The organism is Selenomonas sp. ND2010, from assembly GCF_000702005.1.
Taxonomy (GTDB): domain Bacteria; phylum Bacillota; class Negativicutes; order Selenomonadales; family Selenomonadaceae; genus Selenomonas_A.
Genome location: NZ_JNKI01000003.1, coordinates 163,611 through 179,853, shown reverse-complemented (window position 1 = coordinate 179,853; position 16,243 = coordinate 163,611). Strand labels below are relative to the sequence as shown.

At 48.4% G+C, this 16,243-nt stretch carries 11 protein-coding genes; 8 read left to right on the top strand and 3 right to left on the bottom strand.

The window, feature by feature from the left end; translation table 11 throughout:
- Nucleotides 1-39 precede the first annotated feature (39 nt).
- From T504_RS0103630 to T504_RS0103620, 3 genes are read right to left on the bottom strand one after another with little or no spacing between them, the layout of a single operon-like run.
- A complete protein-coding gene (locus T504_RS0103630; protein WP_033169690.1) occupies nt 40-609 on the bottom strand; it encodes a chromate transporter in 570 nt (189 codons plus the stop codon).
- A gap of 12 nt (nt 610-621) precedes the next feature.
- Entirely contained in the window at nt 622-1,209 is a 588-nt protein-coding gene (locus T504_RS0103625) for a chromate transporter (RefSeq protein WP_033169689.1), read from the bottom strand.
- Between the two features lie 18 nt (nt 1,210-1,227).
- Nucleotides 1,228-2,115: a LysR family transcriptional regulator gene (locus tag T504_RS0103620; protein WP_033169688.1), complete on the bottom strand. Its 888-nt coding sequence runs from the start codon at nt 2,113-2,115 to the stop codon at nt 1,228-1,230.
- Between the two features lie 232 nt (nt 2,116-2,347).
- On the opposite strand from T504_RS0103620, the gene T504_RS0103615 reads away from it, so the two are divergent.
- The 8 genes from T504_RS0103615 to T504_RS0103580 all read left to right on the top strand — a co-directional run bounded on the left by T504_RS0103615 (nt 2,348) and on the right by T504_RS0103580 (nt 16,159).
- A complete protein-coding gene (locus T504_RS0103615; protein ID WP_033169687.1) occupies nt 2,348-3,565 on the top strand; it encodes a PAS domain-containing protein in 1,218 nt (405 codons plus the stop codon).
- A gap of 149 nt (nt 3,566-3,714) precedes the next feature.
- Nucleotides 3,715-4,158, top strand: coding sequence for an Hsp20 family protein (locus T504_RS0103610; protein WP_033169686.1), 444 nt, complete (start codon nt 3,715-3,717; stop codon nt 4,156-4,158).
- Between the two features lie 132 nt (nt 4,159-4,290).
- Nucleotides 4,291-5,079, top strand: coding sequence for a CheR family methyltransferase (locus T504_RS0103605; RefSeq protein ID WP_033169685.1), 789 nt, complete (start codon nt 4,291-4,293; stop codon nt 5,077-5,079).
- 35 nt (nt 5,080-5,114) lie between these two features.
- Nucleotides 5,115-6,092 (top strand): phenylacetate--CoA ligase family protein, encoded by a 978-nt coding sequence (locus T504_RS0103600; RefSeq protein ID WP_033169684.1) that lies wholly within the window; start codon nt 5,115-5,117, stop codon nt 6,090-6,092.
- A 73-nt stretch (nt 6,093-6,165) separates the two neighbouring features.
- Nucleotides 6,166-9,774 (top strand): helicase-exonuclease AddAB subunit AddB, encoded by a 3,609-nt coding sequence (addB, locus tag T504_RS0103595; protein WP_033169683.1) that lies wholly within the window; start codon nt 6,166-6,168, stop codon nt 9,772-9,774.
- Entirely contained in the window at nt 9,740-13,558 is a 3,819-nt protein-coding gene (addA, locus tag T504_RS0103590; protein ID WP_033169682.1) for a helicase-exonuclease AddAB subunit AddA, read from the top strand. Before addB ends, addA begins: the two co-directional genes overlap by 35 nt.
- 121 nt (nt 13,559-13,679) lie before the next feature.
- On the top strand, nt 13,680-14,234 hold the full coding sequence (locus T504_RS0103585; protein WP_033169681.1) for a hypothetical protein: 555 nt from the start codon (nt 13,680-13,682) through the stop codon (nt 14,232-14,234).
- Between the two features lie 299 nt (nt 14,235-14,533).
- Complete coding sequence (locus tag T504_RS0103580) at nt 14,534-16,159, top strand: ShlB/FhaC/HecB family hemolysin secretion/activation protein (RefSeq protein WP_081823367.1); 1,626 nt, start codon at nt 14,534-14,536, stop codon at nt 16,157-16,159.
- Nucleotides 16,160-16,243 lie beyond the last annotated feature (84 nt).

The window sequence follows — 16,243 nt, the reverse complement described above, 5'->3', positions numbered from 1 at the left end:
GGCAAAAACGGCGCAGACTGTACAATCTGCGCCGTTTTTTTATACGAGTTGTTTTATGATTCCTAGTGCAAGACCAGCAAGCCCGGAGCCTGCCAGCAGTTTTATGACCCCGATTTTTCGGCGGACGGCTATCAGTGAACCAACTAGGATGGCGATGCCGATGGGATCGATAGTGGAAAGGTCAGCCGGGAGTTTTTCTTCGTTCCAGAGGGACAGGATGATAAAGCTTATGCCTGCTGCAGCAATCAAGGCGATTACTGCCGGGCGTAGACCGTTCAGGATTCCGCGAATCGGGCCGATATCGCCGTATTTGAAAAAAAGTCTTGCCAGCAGGATGCCGAGGATAAAAGACGGCGTACAAAAGCCGATGGTAGCCGAAATGGCGCCGGGGATTCCGGCAATTTTCATGCCAGCAAAGGTGGCGGCGTTGATGCCAATCGGTCCCGGTGTCATCTGAGAAATGGTGAAAATATCTACGAATTCAGCGAGTGTCAGCCAGTGATAGGTGTCGACAACAGCCGACTGAATCAGTGGCATGGAGGCATATCCTCCCCCTACACAGAAAATAGCTACTTTTGCGAATTCAAAAAACAGAGTCAGGTAAATCATAATAAAACCTCCTTATTTTCCATACTCATGGCTGCGCAGGAACAGGAGCCCTAGAAGACCGTCGAAGATAATCAGCAGCATGATGTTGACATCGAAGCAGAAATTGGCAAGGAAGGTGCCGGCGATGATAGCCAGGGGAAGAAGCAGTTTCTTCTTCAGCTGTTTGTGCAGCAGATCAATGGAAACGTTGACAATCAGTGCGGTAGCGCCGCATTGCATGCCTTTTAGCAGGTAGCGGACATATTGATTGGAAGCAAACCAGTCATAGGCGCAGGCGATAAGGGAGAGGGTGAAGAGGGGGGGCAGGATGGTGGCGGACAGGGCCGTCAGGGCGCCGCGTACCCCCGCCATGCGGTAGCCAAGAATAATTGAAGCGTTGACGGCTACGATGCCTGGCATAGATTGGGCGATGGAGACGAGATTCAGCGTGTCTTTATCGTTAAGCCAGCCGTATTCATCCACGTATTTGGCCCGCAATAGCGGAATGATGACAAAGCCGCCGCCTACGGTAAAGGCACTGATTAAAAACGTCGATTGGAACAGTTTCCAATAGAAGTTGGGACAGGATGCGGCGACGGATTTCAATTCTTCGTTAGACATAATGATTCCTCCTGCTGGTTATTTCGCGTCAGGGATTGGTTTTCCGCATAGGGCGGTCAGAAACTTTTGGCCGATATGGGATAGATAGGTGTCACGGCGCCAGATGACTGCAATTTTTGTTTCGAGAGATGGCTCTTCGATGGTTTTGATATGAAGATTTTCATGGGCGGCAAGCTTCATGGCAGATAATGGAGCGAGAGCGATGCCGAGACCGGCATTGGCCCAAAGTACTGTCGTGCGGGCATCGTCGTTGCGGCAATAGATTTCGGGCTGGATGCTTTTGGCGGTAAAGGCGTCGGCAAGCAGCTGATTAAAGCGCCGATAGACAATCAGCGGGCGTTTCGCTAGTTCCGCCAGCTGGATAGAAGTTCTATCCGGACACCAGTCTAATTGACTGGTCATTGCGACGGCCATGGGTTCAGAGCTAAGGTATTCGCAGTGAAATTGACTGGCATTGAAAGGAGTTCGGACGATGCCGATTTCGATAATGCCCTGTTCTAATAGCTCGATAAGTTGGTAGGTGTTGGCATCGTGAATTTCGAAGTGGACATCGCGGAATTCTTCATGGAAAGTTTGCAGTCCTGGGCTTAATAAGATGCTTCCTGAGGAAGAAATCGTTCCGATGGAAAGTGTCCCGCGAAGTCCTTGGCATAGATCGGCGATTTCCCGGGTGGTGGAGTCGGCCATATCGAGCAGTTGCTGGGCGCGACGGGCTAAGAGCCGGCCCGCATCGGTGAGCGCAATGCGATGAGGCCCACGTTTAAAAAGCTGGGTTCCGAGCTCCTCTTCTAGCAGTTTCATTTGCTGGGAGAGCGGTGGCTGTGCCATATGGAGTTTTTTGGCGGCCGCTGTAATCTGTTGCTCGTTTACAACGGTTAGGAAATAATTCAATTGTTTTAAGTCCATAGGTGTAAAATATCCCCTCTATACATTTATAATATATTGAACAAGCAGTATATATTTTAAAAATATATTAAATAACCGCTTCTATCATAATGCCTGGAAAGGAAATTTGCAAGGGGGAGAGAAAAACAATTAGCAGAGAGCTATGTAACCGTTGCAACAGACGGATGTAGAAGCAGTTCGTATAATAAAGGGGTCATTTGGATTAAGGTAAGAACAGCAGAGATGAGGAGATATAATGAAGCGAATCGATTTGAAGCTGACAGTAGCGGAATTGGTAAAGGCTTATCCCGAATTGATAGATATATTGGCAGAACTTGGGTTAGAGAAAATCTTGAACCCCGCTGCATTGAAGGCAATGGGAAATATTATGACATTGCCGCGTGGTGCAGCTGTGCGCAATATTCCGATGGAAAAGGTGATTGCGCTGCTGGCGGCACATGGTTTTGAAACTGTGGGGAATGATATCAACGAAGTCTGTCAGTTGAAAACGGCACAAATTGAAACGGCAGCTGGCATGGTGTTGGAAGAGGGGCATCCAATCGCCTTGATGCGGGCAGAAAATGATGGCATGGAAAAAATCCGGACGGTAATCGAAGGACAGTGTGTAAGTGCAACAATCGATACCGCGGTGGTAATCGAGGCTATGACGGCATTGAATGCTATCCGTAACCACTATGCCAAAAAGGAAGAATTGCTGATGCCGCTCTTATACAATTATGGTGTTACGGGCCCTTCACAGGTCATGTGGAATGAAGATGATGAAATCAAGAAAGAGCTTGGAACTCTGACGCGGGCGATAAAGGAAGATGCAGACAACGTTCTGTTATATAAAGGACGGATTGCTGCGCTAATGAAGCGCGTCCAAGGAATGGCTGCCAAAGAAGAGCGTATTTTGTTCCCGCTTTGCTTAAACTATTTCACCACAGAAGAATGGATGCGTATCTATCGGGATTTTCCGGACATGGGGATTGTGTTTGTTGAGGAGCCACCGGTATGGGATGCGGGCGCTGCTTGGGCAGATTCAGAACTCCAGAAGACGATAGAGCAGGAAATTTTGGCGGGGAAAGTTCAGCTGCCGACTGGTGAACTTACTGTAAAGCAGTTGCGGGCAATGTTTTCCTTGCTTCCGGTGGACATAACCTTCATTGATGAGCAGGATAGGTTGCGCTTCTTCATTAATGAAGGCAATGTTTTCCCGCGGCCGAAAGCCGCGCTAGGAAGGTTGGTTTTTGAGTGTCATCCACCGCAGATTGTTCCAGTGGTCAAGAATTTACTGGCAGATTTTCGGGCCAAGAAGCGTGAAGCCTTGGTAGTTGCCCGCTATATCATGGGGAAACCCATACTGGTGAAGTATATGGCAGTTTACGGGGAAGAGGGAAATTATCTGGGAACAGTGGAAGTCGTTCAGGATTGCAGCGAAGTTTTGGCAAAGTTTCCCCAGCGAAAATAAAGGATAATGTCTATAGGATGTCTCTGGCTTAGTGCTGGAGACATTTTTTAGAATTTTGTTGGGAAAGATTTTGTCTGTCGACAAAATTCGGACAATAGCGTTATAATAGTACTGACAGTAGGAAATGTTCTATTATGGAGGCGATTTTTATGTTCCGGACAGTACCATTTAACCTGCGGGAAAATGCTGAACGCGGTCGTGAGGCATTGGAAAAAGCTTTGGAGTTTATGGCAGATCAGCCGTTTAATCCGATGGGGAAAGTCAGCAGCGCCTTATCGCCATTTCGCGTGGACGTGATTTCGACAGAGGCGGCGTATGAGCTTTTTGCTGAGCTTCCCGGGTTTTATAAAGAACAGATAAACGTATCCTATGATGATAACCATTACTTACGAATCCGAGCCGAACGGCAGGAGAGCGATATGCAGGTCAAGTTCCTCTGCCGGGAACGCCGTACGGGAGAGTTTGAGCGGACATTCCTGATTGATGGAATCAAAAAAGAAGATGTATCGGTCTCTTATGAAAACGGAGTCCTTCATATCATCCTTCCGAAAGAAGAGGCTAAATCGTCACGGACGGTATTTGACATCGACTAATTTATTTTCGTTCCCTGCCCATTCCTAGCAGGATTTTGCTGGCGTATCGTGAATACTATACACTATAGAATTATAGTTACGTTTTCTTCACGATGTAGGAATATGTAAGAGGAAATAGGGAGGGAAATACCTATGATGGATGAAAAAGACTGGGAAGAATTCAAACGGAAGCTTAAGGCGAAGACCGAGATTGATTTGGATCTCTACAAGGAGCCACAGATGAAGCGCCGTATCGGCAATCTGGTTACCAGAGCTGGGATGGATTCGTATTGTGCCTACTTTGACCAGGTCGCAAAAGATAAGGACGATTTTGCTTCGTTCATTGAGTATCTGACTATTAACGTGTCGGAGTTTTTCCGTACGCCGGAGAAATTCGGCAAGCTGGAGACTGATGTTATCCCAGACCTTTTAACTCGTTCGTCAAAGCTGAATATCTGGAGCGCAGGATGTTCTATCGGTGCGGAACCGTATTCTTTGGCGATGATCATGAAAGAGATGACACCGAATGTCCGTCATCGCATCCTGGCTTCGGATTTGGATGTTGAAATTCTTGCCAAGGCAAAGCGCGGTATTTATACCGATAATGAGCTCAAGGCTATGACCCCGCAGCGTCGGGCAAAATATTTTGATGTGGTAGAAGGCGATAAGTACGCCGTAAAGCAGGAAATCAAGGACTGCATTGAGTTTAAACGTCATAATCTCTTGAAAGATAAGTTCGAAGAGGGATTTGATTTGATTCTTTGCCGCAATGTTGTCATTTACTTTACGGAGGAAGCGAAGGATCAGCTTTATGCAAACTTCTTCAAGGCACTGAAGCCGGGTGGTATCCTGTTTGTGGGAGCTACTGAGGCAATCTTGAATTTCCGCAAATTGGGCTATACCAGCTTCCAGCCGTTCTTCTATCAGAAACCATTAACGTAAAACAAATGATTACTAACGTTGAATGGAGCTAAGTCATGTACGCAAATCAGCAGATTGAACAATTAGATATGGATAGGATGCGAGAGCTCCAGCTTCAGCGATTAAAGAAGCAGTTAAGATGGGCTGAGGAGAAAAGCTTTTTCTATCAGCAGCAATTTACGAAAAAGGGAGTCTCCCATGAGGATCTTCACAGTCTGGAAGACATTGCGAAGTTTCCTTTCCTGGAGCGCAATACGCTTTATCAGATTGAGGCATTGGATATCTTGACAATACCAATTTCGGGAATCCTGCGGTTTAATGTCATGCAGCAGGAGATTGGGGAAATCACGAAACTTTATACCAATGGCGATGTCGCACATAATGTGGAGATGATGACCCGTTGCTTAGTGGCTGCCGGCATTACCAATGCATCTATCGTTGCGTTGCAGGGTGACTTGTCGGACAGCCGGTTGTTGGATGTTCAGTATGCACTGGAAATGATTGGGGCAGCGGTCGTTCCGATGGGAACTGATTACCGGCAGTGGCTTCGTTTGATGGAGCTCGTAGGCATGGATACTTTGGTGAGTACGCCACAGCTTATCATGCAACTGATTATTCAGCTGCAGGCTACAGGCAAGAACATTGCGGACTATCCGCTATCCCGCGTGATTTGCCGCAACGTTCAGGGGGTTCAGAATCCCATGCAGCGCCATATTCAGGAGCGTACCAAGGCCCAGGTCTTTAATCTTTATGAGCCGGCAGAAATTGGTATGGCTGCTGCAATCTTTCAATGTGAAGCGCATAATGGTTACCACATTCAGGAAGATTATTTTTATCCAGAAATTGTCACGTTTAACAGTGATCAGGTGGTAACGGAGCCACATCAGATGGGCGAATTGGTTCTCACCAGCCTTATGGCTGAGGCTATGCCGCTAATTCGCTATCGGACGGGGCAGGCTGTAATGTTGGAGGAAGATACTTGCAGCTGTGGGCGTACCCTTCGTCGGGTAACAACGCCGTTTTCCTTCATGTGATTTTAGGCGGGAAAAGGACATATTCCTTGTATGGGAATATGTCCTTTCTTTTTTCGATAAGAGGCAGGATATTATGATAGCGAAACTTGATTTTATCATTGGCCGGGCTGGTACCGGCAAGACGTATGCATGCTTAGCTGCTATGCGGGAGCAGATGGAACAGAATCCCTTGGGCCCCTCGTTGGTTTTGCTGCTGCCAGAGCACATGACTTACAAAGTCGAACGACAGTTGGCATCGTCGATTTCGCAAGGGCAGGGTTTTTTCCGTGGCTACGTGTTTGGTTTTCGTCGTTTTGCCAGACAGGTACTTTTGGAGACTGGTGGAGCGGATATTTCGCGCATCAGTGAAGTGGGGAGACGGTTGTTACTGCGTAAGCTGCTGGTAGGGCATCAGAAGAAAAAAGATCTTGATGTATTTGCCAGAGCTGCGCGCCAGCGGGGATTTACGGCTAGTTTGTCCGATGCGATCAAGGAATTTAAAAGTTATCGTTTGACGACAGATGTCCTGCGTAAAGCCAGTGGCCGACTCGGGGAGAACAGCAGTCGATTGGCCAGTAAACTGACGGAACTCGCTGCGTTGTCGGATGAGTTTGCTACTGCTATGCAGGGGCGGGCGAACGACGCGGAAGACATGATGACGCTGTTGGCTGAAAAATTACCGGAAGCCACTTTTCTGAAGCAGGCGGAGGTGTGGATAGACGGGTTTATTTTCTTTAACCCACAGGAGCAGCAGGTCTTAGCAGCGTTATTGCAGACCGTAGATCGCGTGCATATTACGCTGCCTATGGCTGGTGTGCGTCTGGCTGATGGCCGGGTGAATCTGAAGCTGCCGGAAAATGTACAGGAAACAGGGTTGTTTCAGCGTTCCTATCGTACGATGGAAAGTATTTGTGCGTTGGCAGGAAATTTGACCGGTCAATCGGTGCAGGTAGAAAATTATCCGGTGACGCTTTTGGAGGAGAATCATCGGAGCCGGAAATTACCATTGCGACAGGTGGAAGAAAAGCTCTTTGTTCGGGGCGGCCAGGCTGTTGCAGCGGAAGATGCGGTAAAGTTGACCGAAGCGGCTAATCGGCGTCTCGAAGTCGAGGCCGTGGCGGCTGATATCAGGCGGCTGGTTCGAGAAAAAAGTTACCGGTATCACGAGGTAGGCGTGCTGGTTCGGGACGAGGAAGCTTATGGCGATATTCTGCGATTGGTTTTTCAAGATTACGGAATTCCTTTTTTTCAGGACAGCAAACGTCCGAGTATCCATCATCCATTGGCTGAACTGATGCGTTCAGCGCTGGAAGTGGTGGTAAAAGGCTGGCGGTATGAAACGGTATTTCGCTGCCTGCGGACTGGCTTCTTTCCGTTGGTTCGAGAAGATATTGACAAGCTGGAAAACTATGTGCTGGAATTTGGCATTCGTGGGCGGAAGCGCTGGTCGCAAGCGGATCCGTGGAGTTGGCACCGCCGGTATGCATGGGAAGATGAGGAAGAATCGCTCGATGAGGCAGTGGCTGCAAAACTTGGCAGCATTGATTCGCTTCGCCGTCAGGCTATGGAACCATTAGCGGAGTTGGAAGATGAGATTCGAAAGGCTGTCGATGTACGAGGTCAGACGGAAGCGGTATATCGTTTCTTGGAGCGGTTGGATGTGCCAACCCATCTTTCGCAGTGGACGGAATTTGCAGAAAAAGAGGGACGTTTGGCTGATGCTATGGAGCATCGTCAGATTTGGGGCGGTAGTATCGGGCTGCTCGATCAGATTGTAGAAATCAGTGGCGAGGAAAGCATGACTTTGTCCGAATTTGATGCGGTACTTAGTGATGGCTTGGATGCGTTGACGATTTCGCTGATTCCACCGGGGCTTGACTATGTGACGTTAGCATCCTTTGACCAGAACAGTCTCGATAATTCTCGGGCTATTTATATCTTGGGGGCCAATGCGGAAATTATGCCGCGTCGTTCGTCAGAGCAAGGGCTGTTGACCGATGCGGAACGCCTTCATATTGATGAAGCCCTGCAGGAACTTCATCGGGAAGGTATGGAGATTCCAGAGATTTCCCGAGGGGGGCGGGAGCGCAGCTTTGGTGAAAAATTTTTGTTGTACCGCAGTTTTAATGAGGCACGAGAGTATTTGTGGATTTCTTATGCGCTAGCTGATGCAGAGGGGAATGGTTTGCAGCCTTCCTCGCTTGTTCAGCGATTGCAGCAGATTTATGTGCAGCTGTCATTCCTTTCGATTCCATTGGAGACTTTGCAGCGTGAGGATAATTTGCAGCTGGTAGCGGGGCGGCCGGCAATTTCTAGTTTGGTCAATGTATTGCGAAGCCGTAAGGAAGCGCGGATTAAGGAAAAAGAGCCGGCTTCTTTTTGGCAAGATGTTTACAACTGGGCATTGGAGCAGCCGGAACTTCGGCGTCCGTTGAAATTGGCTTTGTCCGGTCTGTTTGCTAAGGCGAATGAGGAACAGCTGCCGGAACAACTGGCGCAGGCAATTTATTTACGGGGAAAAAGCCTCCATGGCAGTGTGACTCAGTTCGAAAAGTTCCGTCAGTGCCCGTTTTCGCATTTTGCGGCTTATGGGCTTAAATTGCAAGAGCGGCGGGAATATCAATTTCGCAATATGGATTTGGGGCAATTGCTCCACGCGGTTCTCCATGCCTATGGGGAGAAGGTACGCGAGGAGTTTGCTGGGCGATGGCAAGAGGTGCCGGAGGAGAAGCGCCTGACAATCTGTCAGTCGCTGGTGGAGGAATTGGCACCGAGACTGCAGAGTGAAATTCTGCTGAGCCGTGCGAATTACCGCCATTTGAAGAGCCGTATTGCGGAGACAGCTGGACAGGCGGTAGCTCAGCTTACGGCTTGGGCGGCGCTTTCTGAGTTTCAGCCGGTCTATTTCGAGGAGGCTTTTGGCCATGCTGGGGATTTGGCGCAGTTATCGCCGCTGCCACTGGGGAATGGATTCCGTCTTTCCTTCAAGGGGCAGATTGACCGTCTGGATATTCATCAGGAATATCCGTATTTCCTGGTAGTAGATTATAAAACTGGTCAGGCAGCGATCAACCTGTTTGAGGTTTATTACGGGTTAAAGCTTCAATTGCTGGTTTATGTGTTGGTTGCTCAGCAGCTTTTTCATCAGCAGGGCGAAGACCGGCTGCCGGCAGGGATGCTTTATGCTTTCCTGAAGAATCCGGTCGTCAGCAGCGAAAAGCGTTTGTCGGATAAGGAGTTGGCGGCAAAGGTCATGTCAGAGTTGCGCATGCCGGGGTGGGTTTGCGCAGACCAAGAAGTGATAGAAAGCATCGATAAAGGTTTGGGACATTTGATGTTGAAGCGCAAGAAAGACGGCAGCTTTGATGAAGCAACCAAGAAGGGGCATTATGTGCGTACTCAGGAAGAATTTGCGTTGCTGCTTAGTTATGTGGATTATATTCTACGTGACACCGGTCGGCAGATTCTTGCGGGACAAATCAAAGCCAAGCCGTATCGCGTCGTAAAGAACAATCAGGAATACAAGGCTTGCAGTTATTGTGCGTATCGTGATCTCTGCGGTTTCGATCCTGAGCTGTCAGGGTATGAATACCATGACATAGAGCAGGCAGAAGAGGAAGAACTGGAACGGCGGATGGCTGAGTGCACAGGAAGGGAGGATTTGCTCCGTGGATTACACAATCGACCAACAGAAGGCAATTGATGCCCGAGGGAAAAATATCCTGGTAGCTGCAGCTGCCGGGTCGGGAAAGACGCGAGTGCTGGTAGAGCGAATCATCAAGCAGCTTATGGAACGGGAACTTTCTATCGATGAGCTGTTGGTGGTGACGTTTACCAGTGCGGCCGCGGCAGAAATGCGGGAACGGATTGAAGGAGCGTTGCAAAAGCGGCTGCTCGTGGAAGAAAATGCGGTGCTTTCTGCTTGGCTGGAACGTCAGACGGTTTTGCTTACTGGTGCAGATATTTCCACGTTTCATTCCTTTTGCCAGCAGGTGATTCGCAAAAATATCGAAGCGGTGGAGGTAGATCCGCAATTCCGTTTGGCCGGTGAGCAGGAAATGGTTTTGCTGAAGCGGGATGTTTTGGAAGAGTTGTTGGAGAACCGTTACGAACGTCCGGAGTTGGCAGAAGCTATTCCGGCATGGGAGGCATTTCTTTCGTTTGCGGATGATTATGGCAATGACCGAGGCGATGATGCCATCTATGAGGCGGTATTGAAGCTATATGATTTCAGCCAGAGCCAGCCTTATCCTAAAGCTTGGCTGAAGCGGCAGCAGGAAATCTATGAATTAGCAGACAGCCTGTTTACAACGCCGTGGTTTCAGCGGATATTGAAAGCGGCAGCCCTGGAAATCGATGCCTGTATTCGGCAATATGATCGGCTGACGATGCTCGTAGGGGATCGTGCGCCTGTGGCGTTGCAGGATGCATGGAAGCCTTACGTGGAAGCAGTGCAGGCGGATATTGACCAGCTGGAAGCGGTTCGTGGGGCACTGCGCATTTGTGAAAAGCGGCCAGCTGTCGGATGCTTTGACGCCGTACGGAAGGCCGCAGAACAGGTCAACTGGATAAGACTCGCGAAGAAGGAGTTCAAGGCACTGAAGGCGGAGTATCCGGAGGTGCGGGCAAAGTTTGACAAAACACGAGACAAGGTCAAAAAGAACTTTGGCAAAGTAAAAGAAAAATATTTGCTAGAGCGAGAGCAAGACCTTTGGCGCAGCATACAGGGCAGCGGCAAAGCAGTAACGCAATATGTGCAGCTGACTTTGGATTTTATCGATGCACTGCAAGCGGCCAAGAAAGAACGAAATATCCTTGATTTCAATGATTTGGAGCATTTCGCGTTGGAGATTCTTTGTGGTGATGCGGAAAAAATCATGCAGGAGAAGCCGGAGTATATACCAACTGAGGCGGCAATTTCCCTTCGAAATCAGTACAAGGAAATCATGGTGGATGAATATCAGGATACCAATGGAGTACAGGAGGCAATATTAAGCCTAATCGCGCGGGAAGATAATCGCTTTACGGTTGGCGATGTCAAACAGAGTATCTATCGGTTCCGCCTGGCGGACCCCTATCTTTTTCAGGCAAAATATGACAGTTTTCCCGAAGAAAGCAGGGAGGAAGAATTAAATCAACTGATTACAATGAAAAAGAATTTTCGCAGTCGGGCAGAAGTTCTGGCTCCTATCAATTTTATTTTTGAGCAGATTATGCGCCGGGATGCGGTGGAAATTGAATATGATGAACGCAGTAGGCTCCATCCTGGTGCTTCCTATCCGAAAGCGGAAAATACGCTCGCAGGACCGCTGGAATTGGATATTCTCTTGGGAGAAAAAAAGGAACAAAAGGCTGAGGGGAAAGAGGAAGTGTTGGAGGGCTTCGAACTGGAAGCTCAGCATATTGCCAACCGGATTCAGCAGTTGATGGAGGAACATCATGTGGTACTGGATAAAGAAACGAATCAGTATCGTCCGCTGGAGCTGCGTGATATTGCGGTGTTGATGCGTGCTGTTCAGGGGAAAGCCGATGTTTTGCTGGAAACTTTGCGGAAAAATGGTATCTCGGCGTATGCAGATGTGGGAGGCGGTTATTTTGAGGCCAGCGAAGTGCGCATTGTGCTGGCACTGTTGTCTGTTTTGGATAATGCGCGGCAGGATATTCCATTAGCCGCGGTATTAGCTTCTCCTATTGGCGGTTTTTCGATGAAGGAATTGGTGGAGATTCGCCTAGCGGCGGAAGACGGTGATTTGTATGACGGGCTGCTGGCCAGCTTTTTAACGGATACGCAACTTTCCTCAAAGCTTGCGGAGCGTACGGCTGCTTTTCAGCAGGAGTTGGCCGCTTGGCGTAATTATGCCGTAAGCCATAGTGTACCGGAACTCATCTGGATGCTTTATCGGGAAACTGGGTACTACGATTATGTAGGGAGCCTTAAAGGAGGATTGCTTCGTCAGGCCAATTTGCGTATGCTGGCCGATCGGGCGGCCGACTACGAACGCACGAATTATCGGGGGTTGTTCCGCTTTTTGCGGTTTATTGATGACCTCAAAAAAAGAGAGACGGATCTTTCGGTGGCACGTACTTTGGGAGCCAGCGAGGATGTCGTGCGCATTATGACGATTCATAAAAGCAAAGGCCTGGAGTTTCCGGTAGTAATCTTAGCAAATGCCGCCAAGGAATTTAATCTCCGGGATGCACAAGGGACTTTTTTGATGCATCAGCAATTGGGCATTGGTGTGAAAATGGCTGAGCGTTCGCGAACAGGTCGTCAGATTTACAATACGATGCCCTGGCAGGCGATTGCCGATAAGATTGTGGATGAGACCAAGGCCGAAGAGATGCGTATCCTTTATGTGGCTTTGACGCGTGCTCGGGAAAAACTCATCGTTACGGGAACGTTGTCACCATCACAAGTGGAAAATCGGGCAAAAACCTGGGGGCAGCTCTTGGCAGATACCGAAAAGCGTTTTTCGGTACAAGCCATTCGTCAGGCCAAAACATACCTGGATTGGATGGTACCCGCGATAGCCCGTCATCGGGATGGTGTGGCGCTGCGGGAATTTATGGAAGCCGAGGTGGCAGAGAGCGATTTGCTGCCGGCAGAGGCTGAGGCGGAATTTGCGATTCAGTTGATTCCGGCGGCTGAAGTTGGGGCAACCGTAGCAAGGGAGCTGGATAAGGACCCATTGCTTGAGGCTGCTGCTGCCTTTGAACCAATGCCAGGGACAGCGCAGAAAGAGCAGGTAGAAAACTGCTTGTCATGGCAATACGACATGGGGGGCTTGGATGAAGTACCAGCAAAGCTTACGGTCACGGAAATCAAGCACCGGTTCGCGGAGCAGGAACCACTGGCGGACGAAAGCGTCGAACAAAATTTGCTGGTAAAGCTTCCTGAAGCAGAGAAAAAGCAGGATTTTGAGTGGCCTCGCCCAAAGTTTATGCAGGATGCACGGCAGGGATTATCGGCGGCCGAACGCGGTACGATTATGCATACGGCAATGCAGCATTTGGATTTGCAAGGGGATAGGAGTTTTGCCGGAATCAAAAAGCAGTTGGAACGCATGGAGTTAGGTGGCATTCTCCAGCCAGGGCAAAAAGACGTGGTTTATATAAAAGGGATACAGGGCTTTGTTGCGTCGGAAATTGGTGAACGTCTTCGTAAGGCGGTAAATGTTTGGCGGGAACTTCCGTTTAGCCGGATGCTTCCAGCAAAACGCTTTTATCCGCAGGTAAAATCCGAAGAGGAGCAAGTCTTTACCCAAGGCGTAATCGATTTGCTGTTTGAGGAGGCAGACGGCAATTTGGTTTTGGTCGACTACAAGACGGATCGCAGTCCAGATCCCGAAAAGGCATTGCGACGGTATCGGATTCAGGTGGATTTATACAGCGAGGCGGTACAAGCAATCCTCAACCGTCCGGTGGCAGAACGGTATCTATACCTGCTGCAAAGCGGCCAGCTGGTGAAGGTGCCAAGTGTGGGATAACCATAAAGCAGTCTAACGTAATGAGCGGCAGACTGCTTTATTAAGCTTGTATTAAAAATGACAATATCGTATAATAATGCATGAGATAACAGAAACTTTATAAGATATGTGAGGGAATCGTGTGAAAAAAATTGTTGCTTTTGTTTTTATGTCGGCCATGCTTTTGACTTGTCAAATAGCAATGGCGGCTGCGCCGTTGTATGCTGGTGGAGCAGAAAAAATGGCCAATAGGATGTATGATATATACAATAACTATGACCCCAATATCTGCCTGCGCAATTTTCAATCGTTGGGATTGAACAGCGATAGTGATAATCCCGGTGTTCAGTATCAAACGTATTTGGTAAGTTTTGGTACAACGCGGGATTATGCAATCATTGCTATGTTCTGCGACAGAAATTCTGGGGCGGTGATGCGGGCGAAAGTCATGTGGAATCCGCTTAATAGTCATGCGGACAGATATTCCCGGGATGCGATTGCTTTAACAGAAATGGCGATTGGCATCACAGCGACGGAAAAGGATGCATTGTGGGGAAATGCAAAAAGCTATGGGAAAAATAATTATGCAAAGGGGAATGTTTGGTGCAAGGCTGTGCAGGATAATGTTCATATGCGTTTCCTCCAAAGTCGTGCAGATTCGATTACGGTGACGTATTCAACAACAGAACTTTGGTAAATACGGACTAAGCAGGGGACTGTGTAGAAGCAAAAAGGTTATGGGAGCGTTTCGATACGCACTGTAACCTTTTTTTGTGCAGGAGGGGAAATTTATGAAATAAAATAAAATTCTTTCGTAAAAGAGACACAGGGGCTTATTTTTTTTTCGATTAAAAGCGATAATTAGAAGGATTTAGAATCGAATTCTATCTGGAATATATCTATAGGGGGATTAAAGAAATGGGCAGGCATGTACGTGGCCAGGCTAAACATATTCGGAGAACAAGAAGAAAGCAGGATGGAAAGCTTTTGCAGAGGATGGCAGCTGGAGCAATGGCAGGGATCATGACGCTGGGGATGGCGGCTGATGCGGTGCCAGCGGCTGCGGCATCGATAAAGGAAAAGGCGGCAGAACCTTCGATAGAGGTTATGCGCTATTTTTTTTCCGGGGAAAATCCGGTAACAGAGGAAGAATTGCAGCAGGTATTGGCAAAATACCGGAAGAAACCAGCGACCATAAAGCAATTGGAGGCGCAGGCACAGGAAGTACAGAAATTCCTGCGTAACAAGGGGCATTTTGTTGCTATGGTATATCTCCCCCCGCAGGGATTTGAACGTGGTGTAGTAGAGATGCGGATTGTACCGGGCGAGTACGACAAAATCCTCGTGAAAAATGAATCCTATGTGTCCGATGAAGCTGTCCGGCGTGAAATGGGAATCCAATCTGGTGATCTTGTGAATCGCCGAAACTTGGAGCGTGGTGTATGGCTCACGGGAGATATGCAGCGCATCGAAGCGAAGACGCAGCTGAAAGCGGGAAGGAAGCCGGGGACCACAGATCTCATCGTAAAAGTCAAGAACAAGGGATCTCGTATGTGGGGATACACAGGCTTTGACAATGGTGGTTATCGTTATACCGGGCGGTATCAGTACAGCACATTTGTGAATTATGGCAGTCTCTTTGGCAATGGCGATTTGCTTTCTTTGGGTGGTGTTATTTCGAATCATGGTACGGAAACCTGGAGTGGTTCTGTTTCGTATGTGACGCCAGTCCTTCATCGGGGCAATAAACTGGGATTTAGTTATGGGCGCTCGCATTATGCACTGTCCGGAGAGGATATGACAAAACTGCAAATGACTGGCAGGGCTGATACTACAAGTGTATGGTGGCAGCATAATTTCAAGCGGAGCCGTGTCAGTAATTGGTATGCAACCGTGCGCTATAATTGGAAAGAATTGGAATCGAAATCGGGAGCCTTTCCGGATTTGAATAATCCGAAAAAATCGCAGGATTGGTCGCTGCAGGCAAATGGGGATAATCTGGATAAATTTTGGACTGGTGGCAAGAATACCTGGTCGTTGAAATATACGCATGGAAATCTTACCATCGAGAAAGATATACAGCGTCAGTTGGATGCGATTTCGGCGGCTGGTGCAGCCGATGGTGCCCATACGGCTGGACATTATGGTAAATTTAACGCAGAATTTACGCGGTTGCAGCACATCAATGACCGAGTGGCTCTCTGGCTTAGCTATGGGCGGCAGTGGGCAGAACGTAATCTTGACAGTTCCGAAAAATTGTCGTTGGGTGGTCCCTATGGAGTAAGAGCGTATCCGATTGGTGAAGCATCCGGGGATGATGGCTGGTTATGGACGTCAGAAATCCGTTGGAATCTGCCCAGCAAAGAGGGGAATCCCAACAGCTGGCAGTTGATTTCCTTTGTGGATGGCGGACACGTGTCTACTTATCATGATGGGAATAGTCGCATAATAAATCGTAGGAATGAGCGAAGTCTTTATGGCGCTGGTGTTGGTGTTAACTGGAGTCATGAAGACAATTGGGCTGCTCGTGTTCACTATGCTTGGAAAATTGGTTCGGAAAAAGCAGAATCGGATACCGATAGTAATGGCAGATTATGGTTCCAACTATATAAATTCTTTTGATTCCTGAGATGCGGGGCATCTTGAAGTATTTAATAATGGGTTCGGCATGATGTCGAATGAAAATAAAAGGAGTTATAGTTTTTT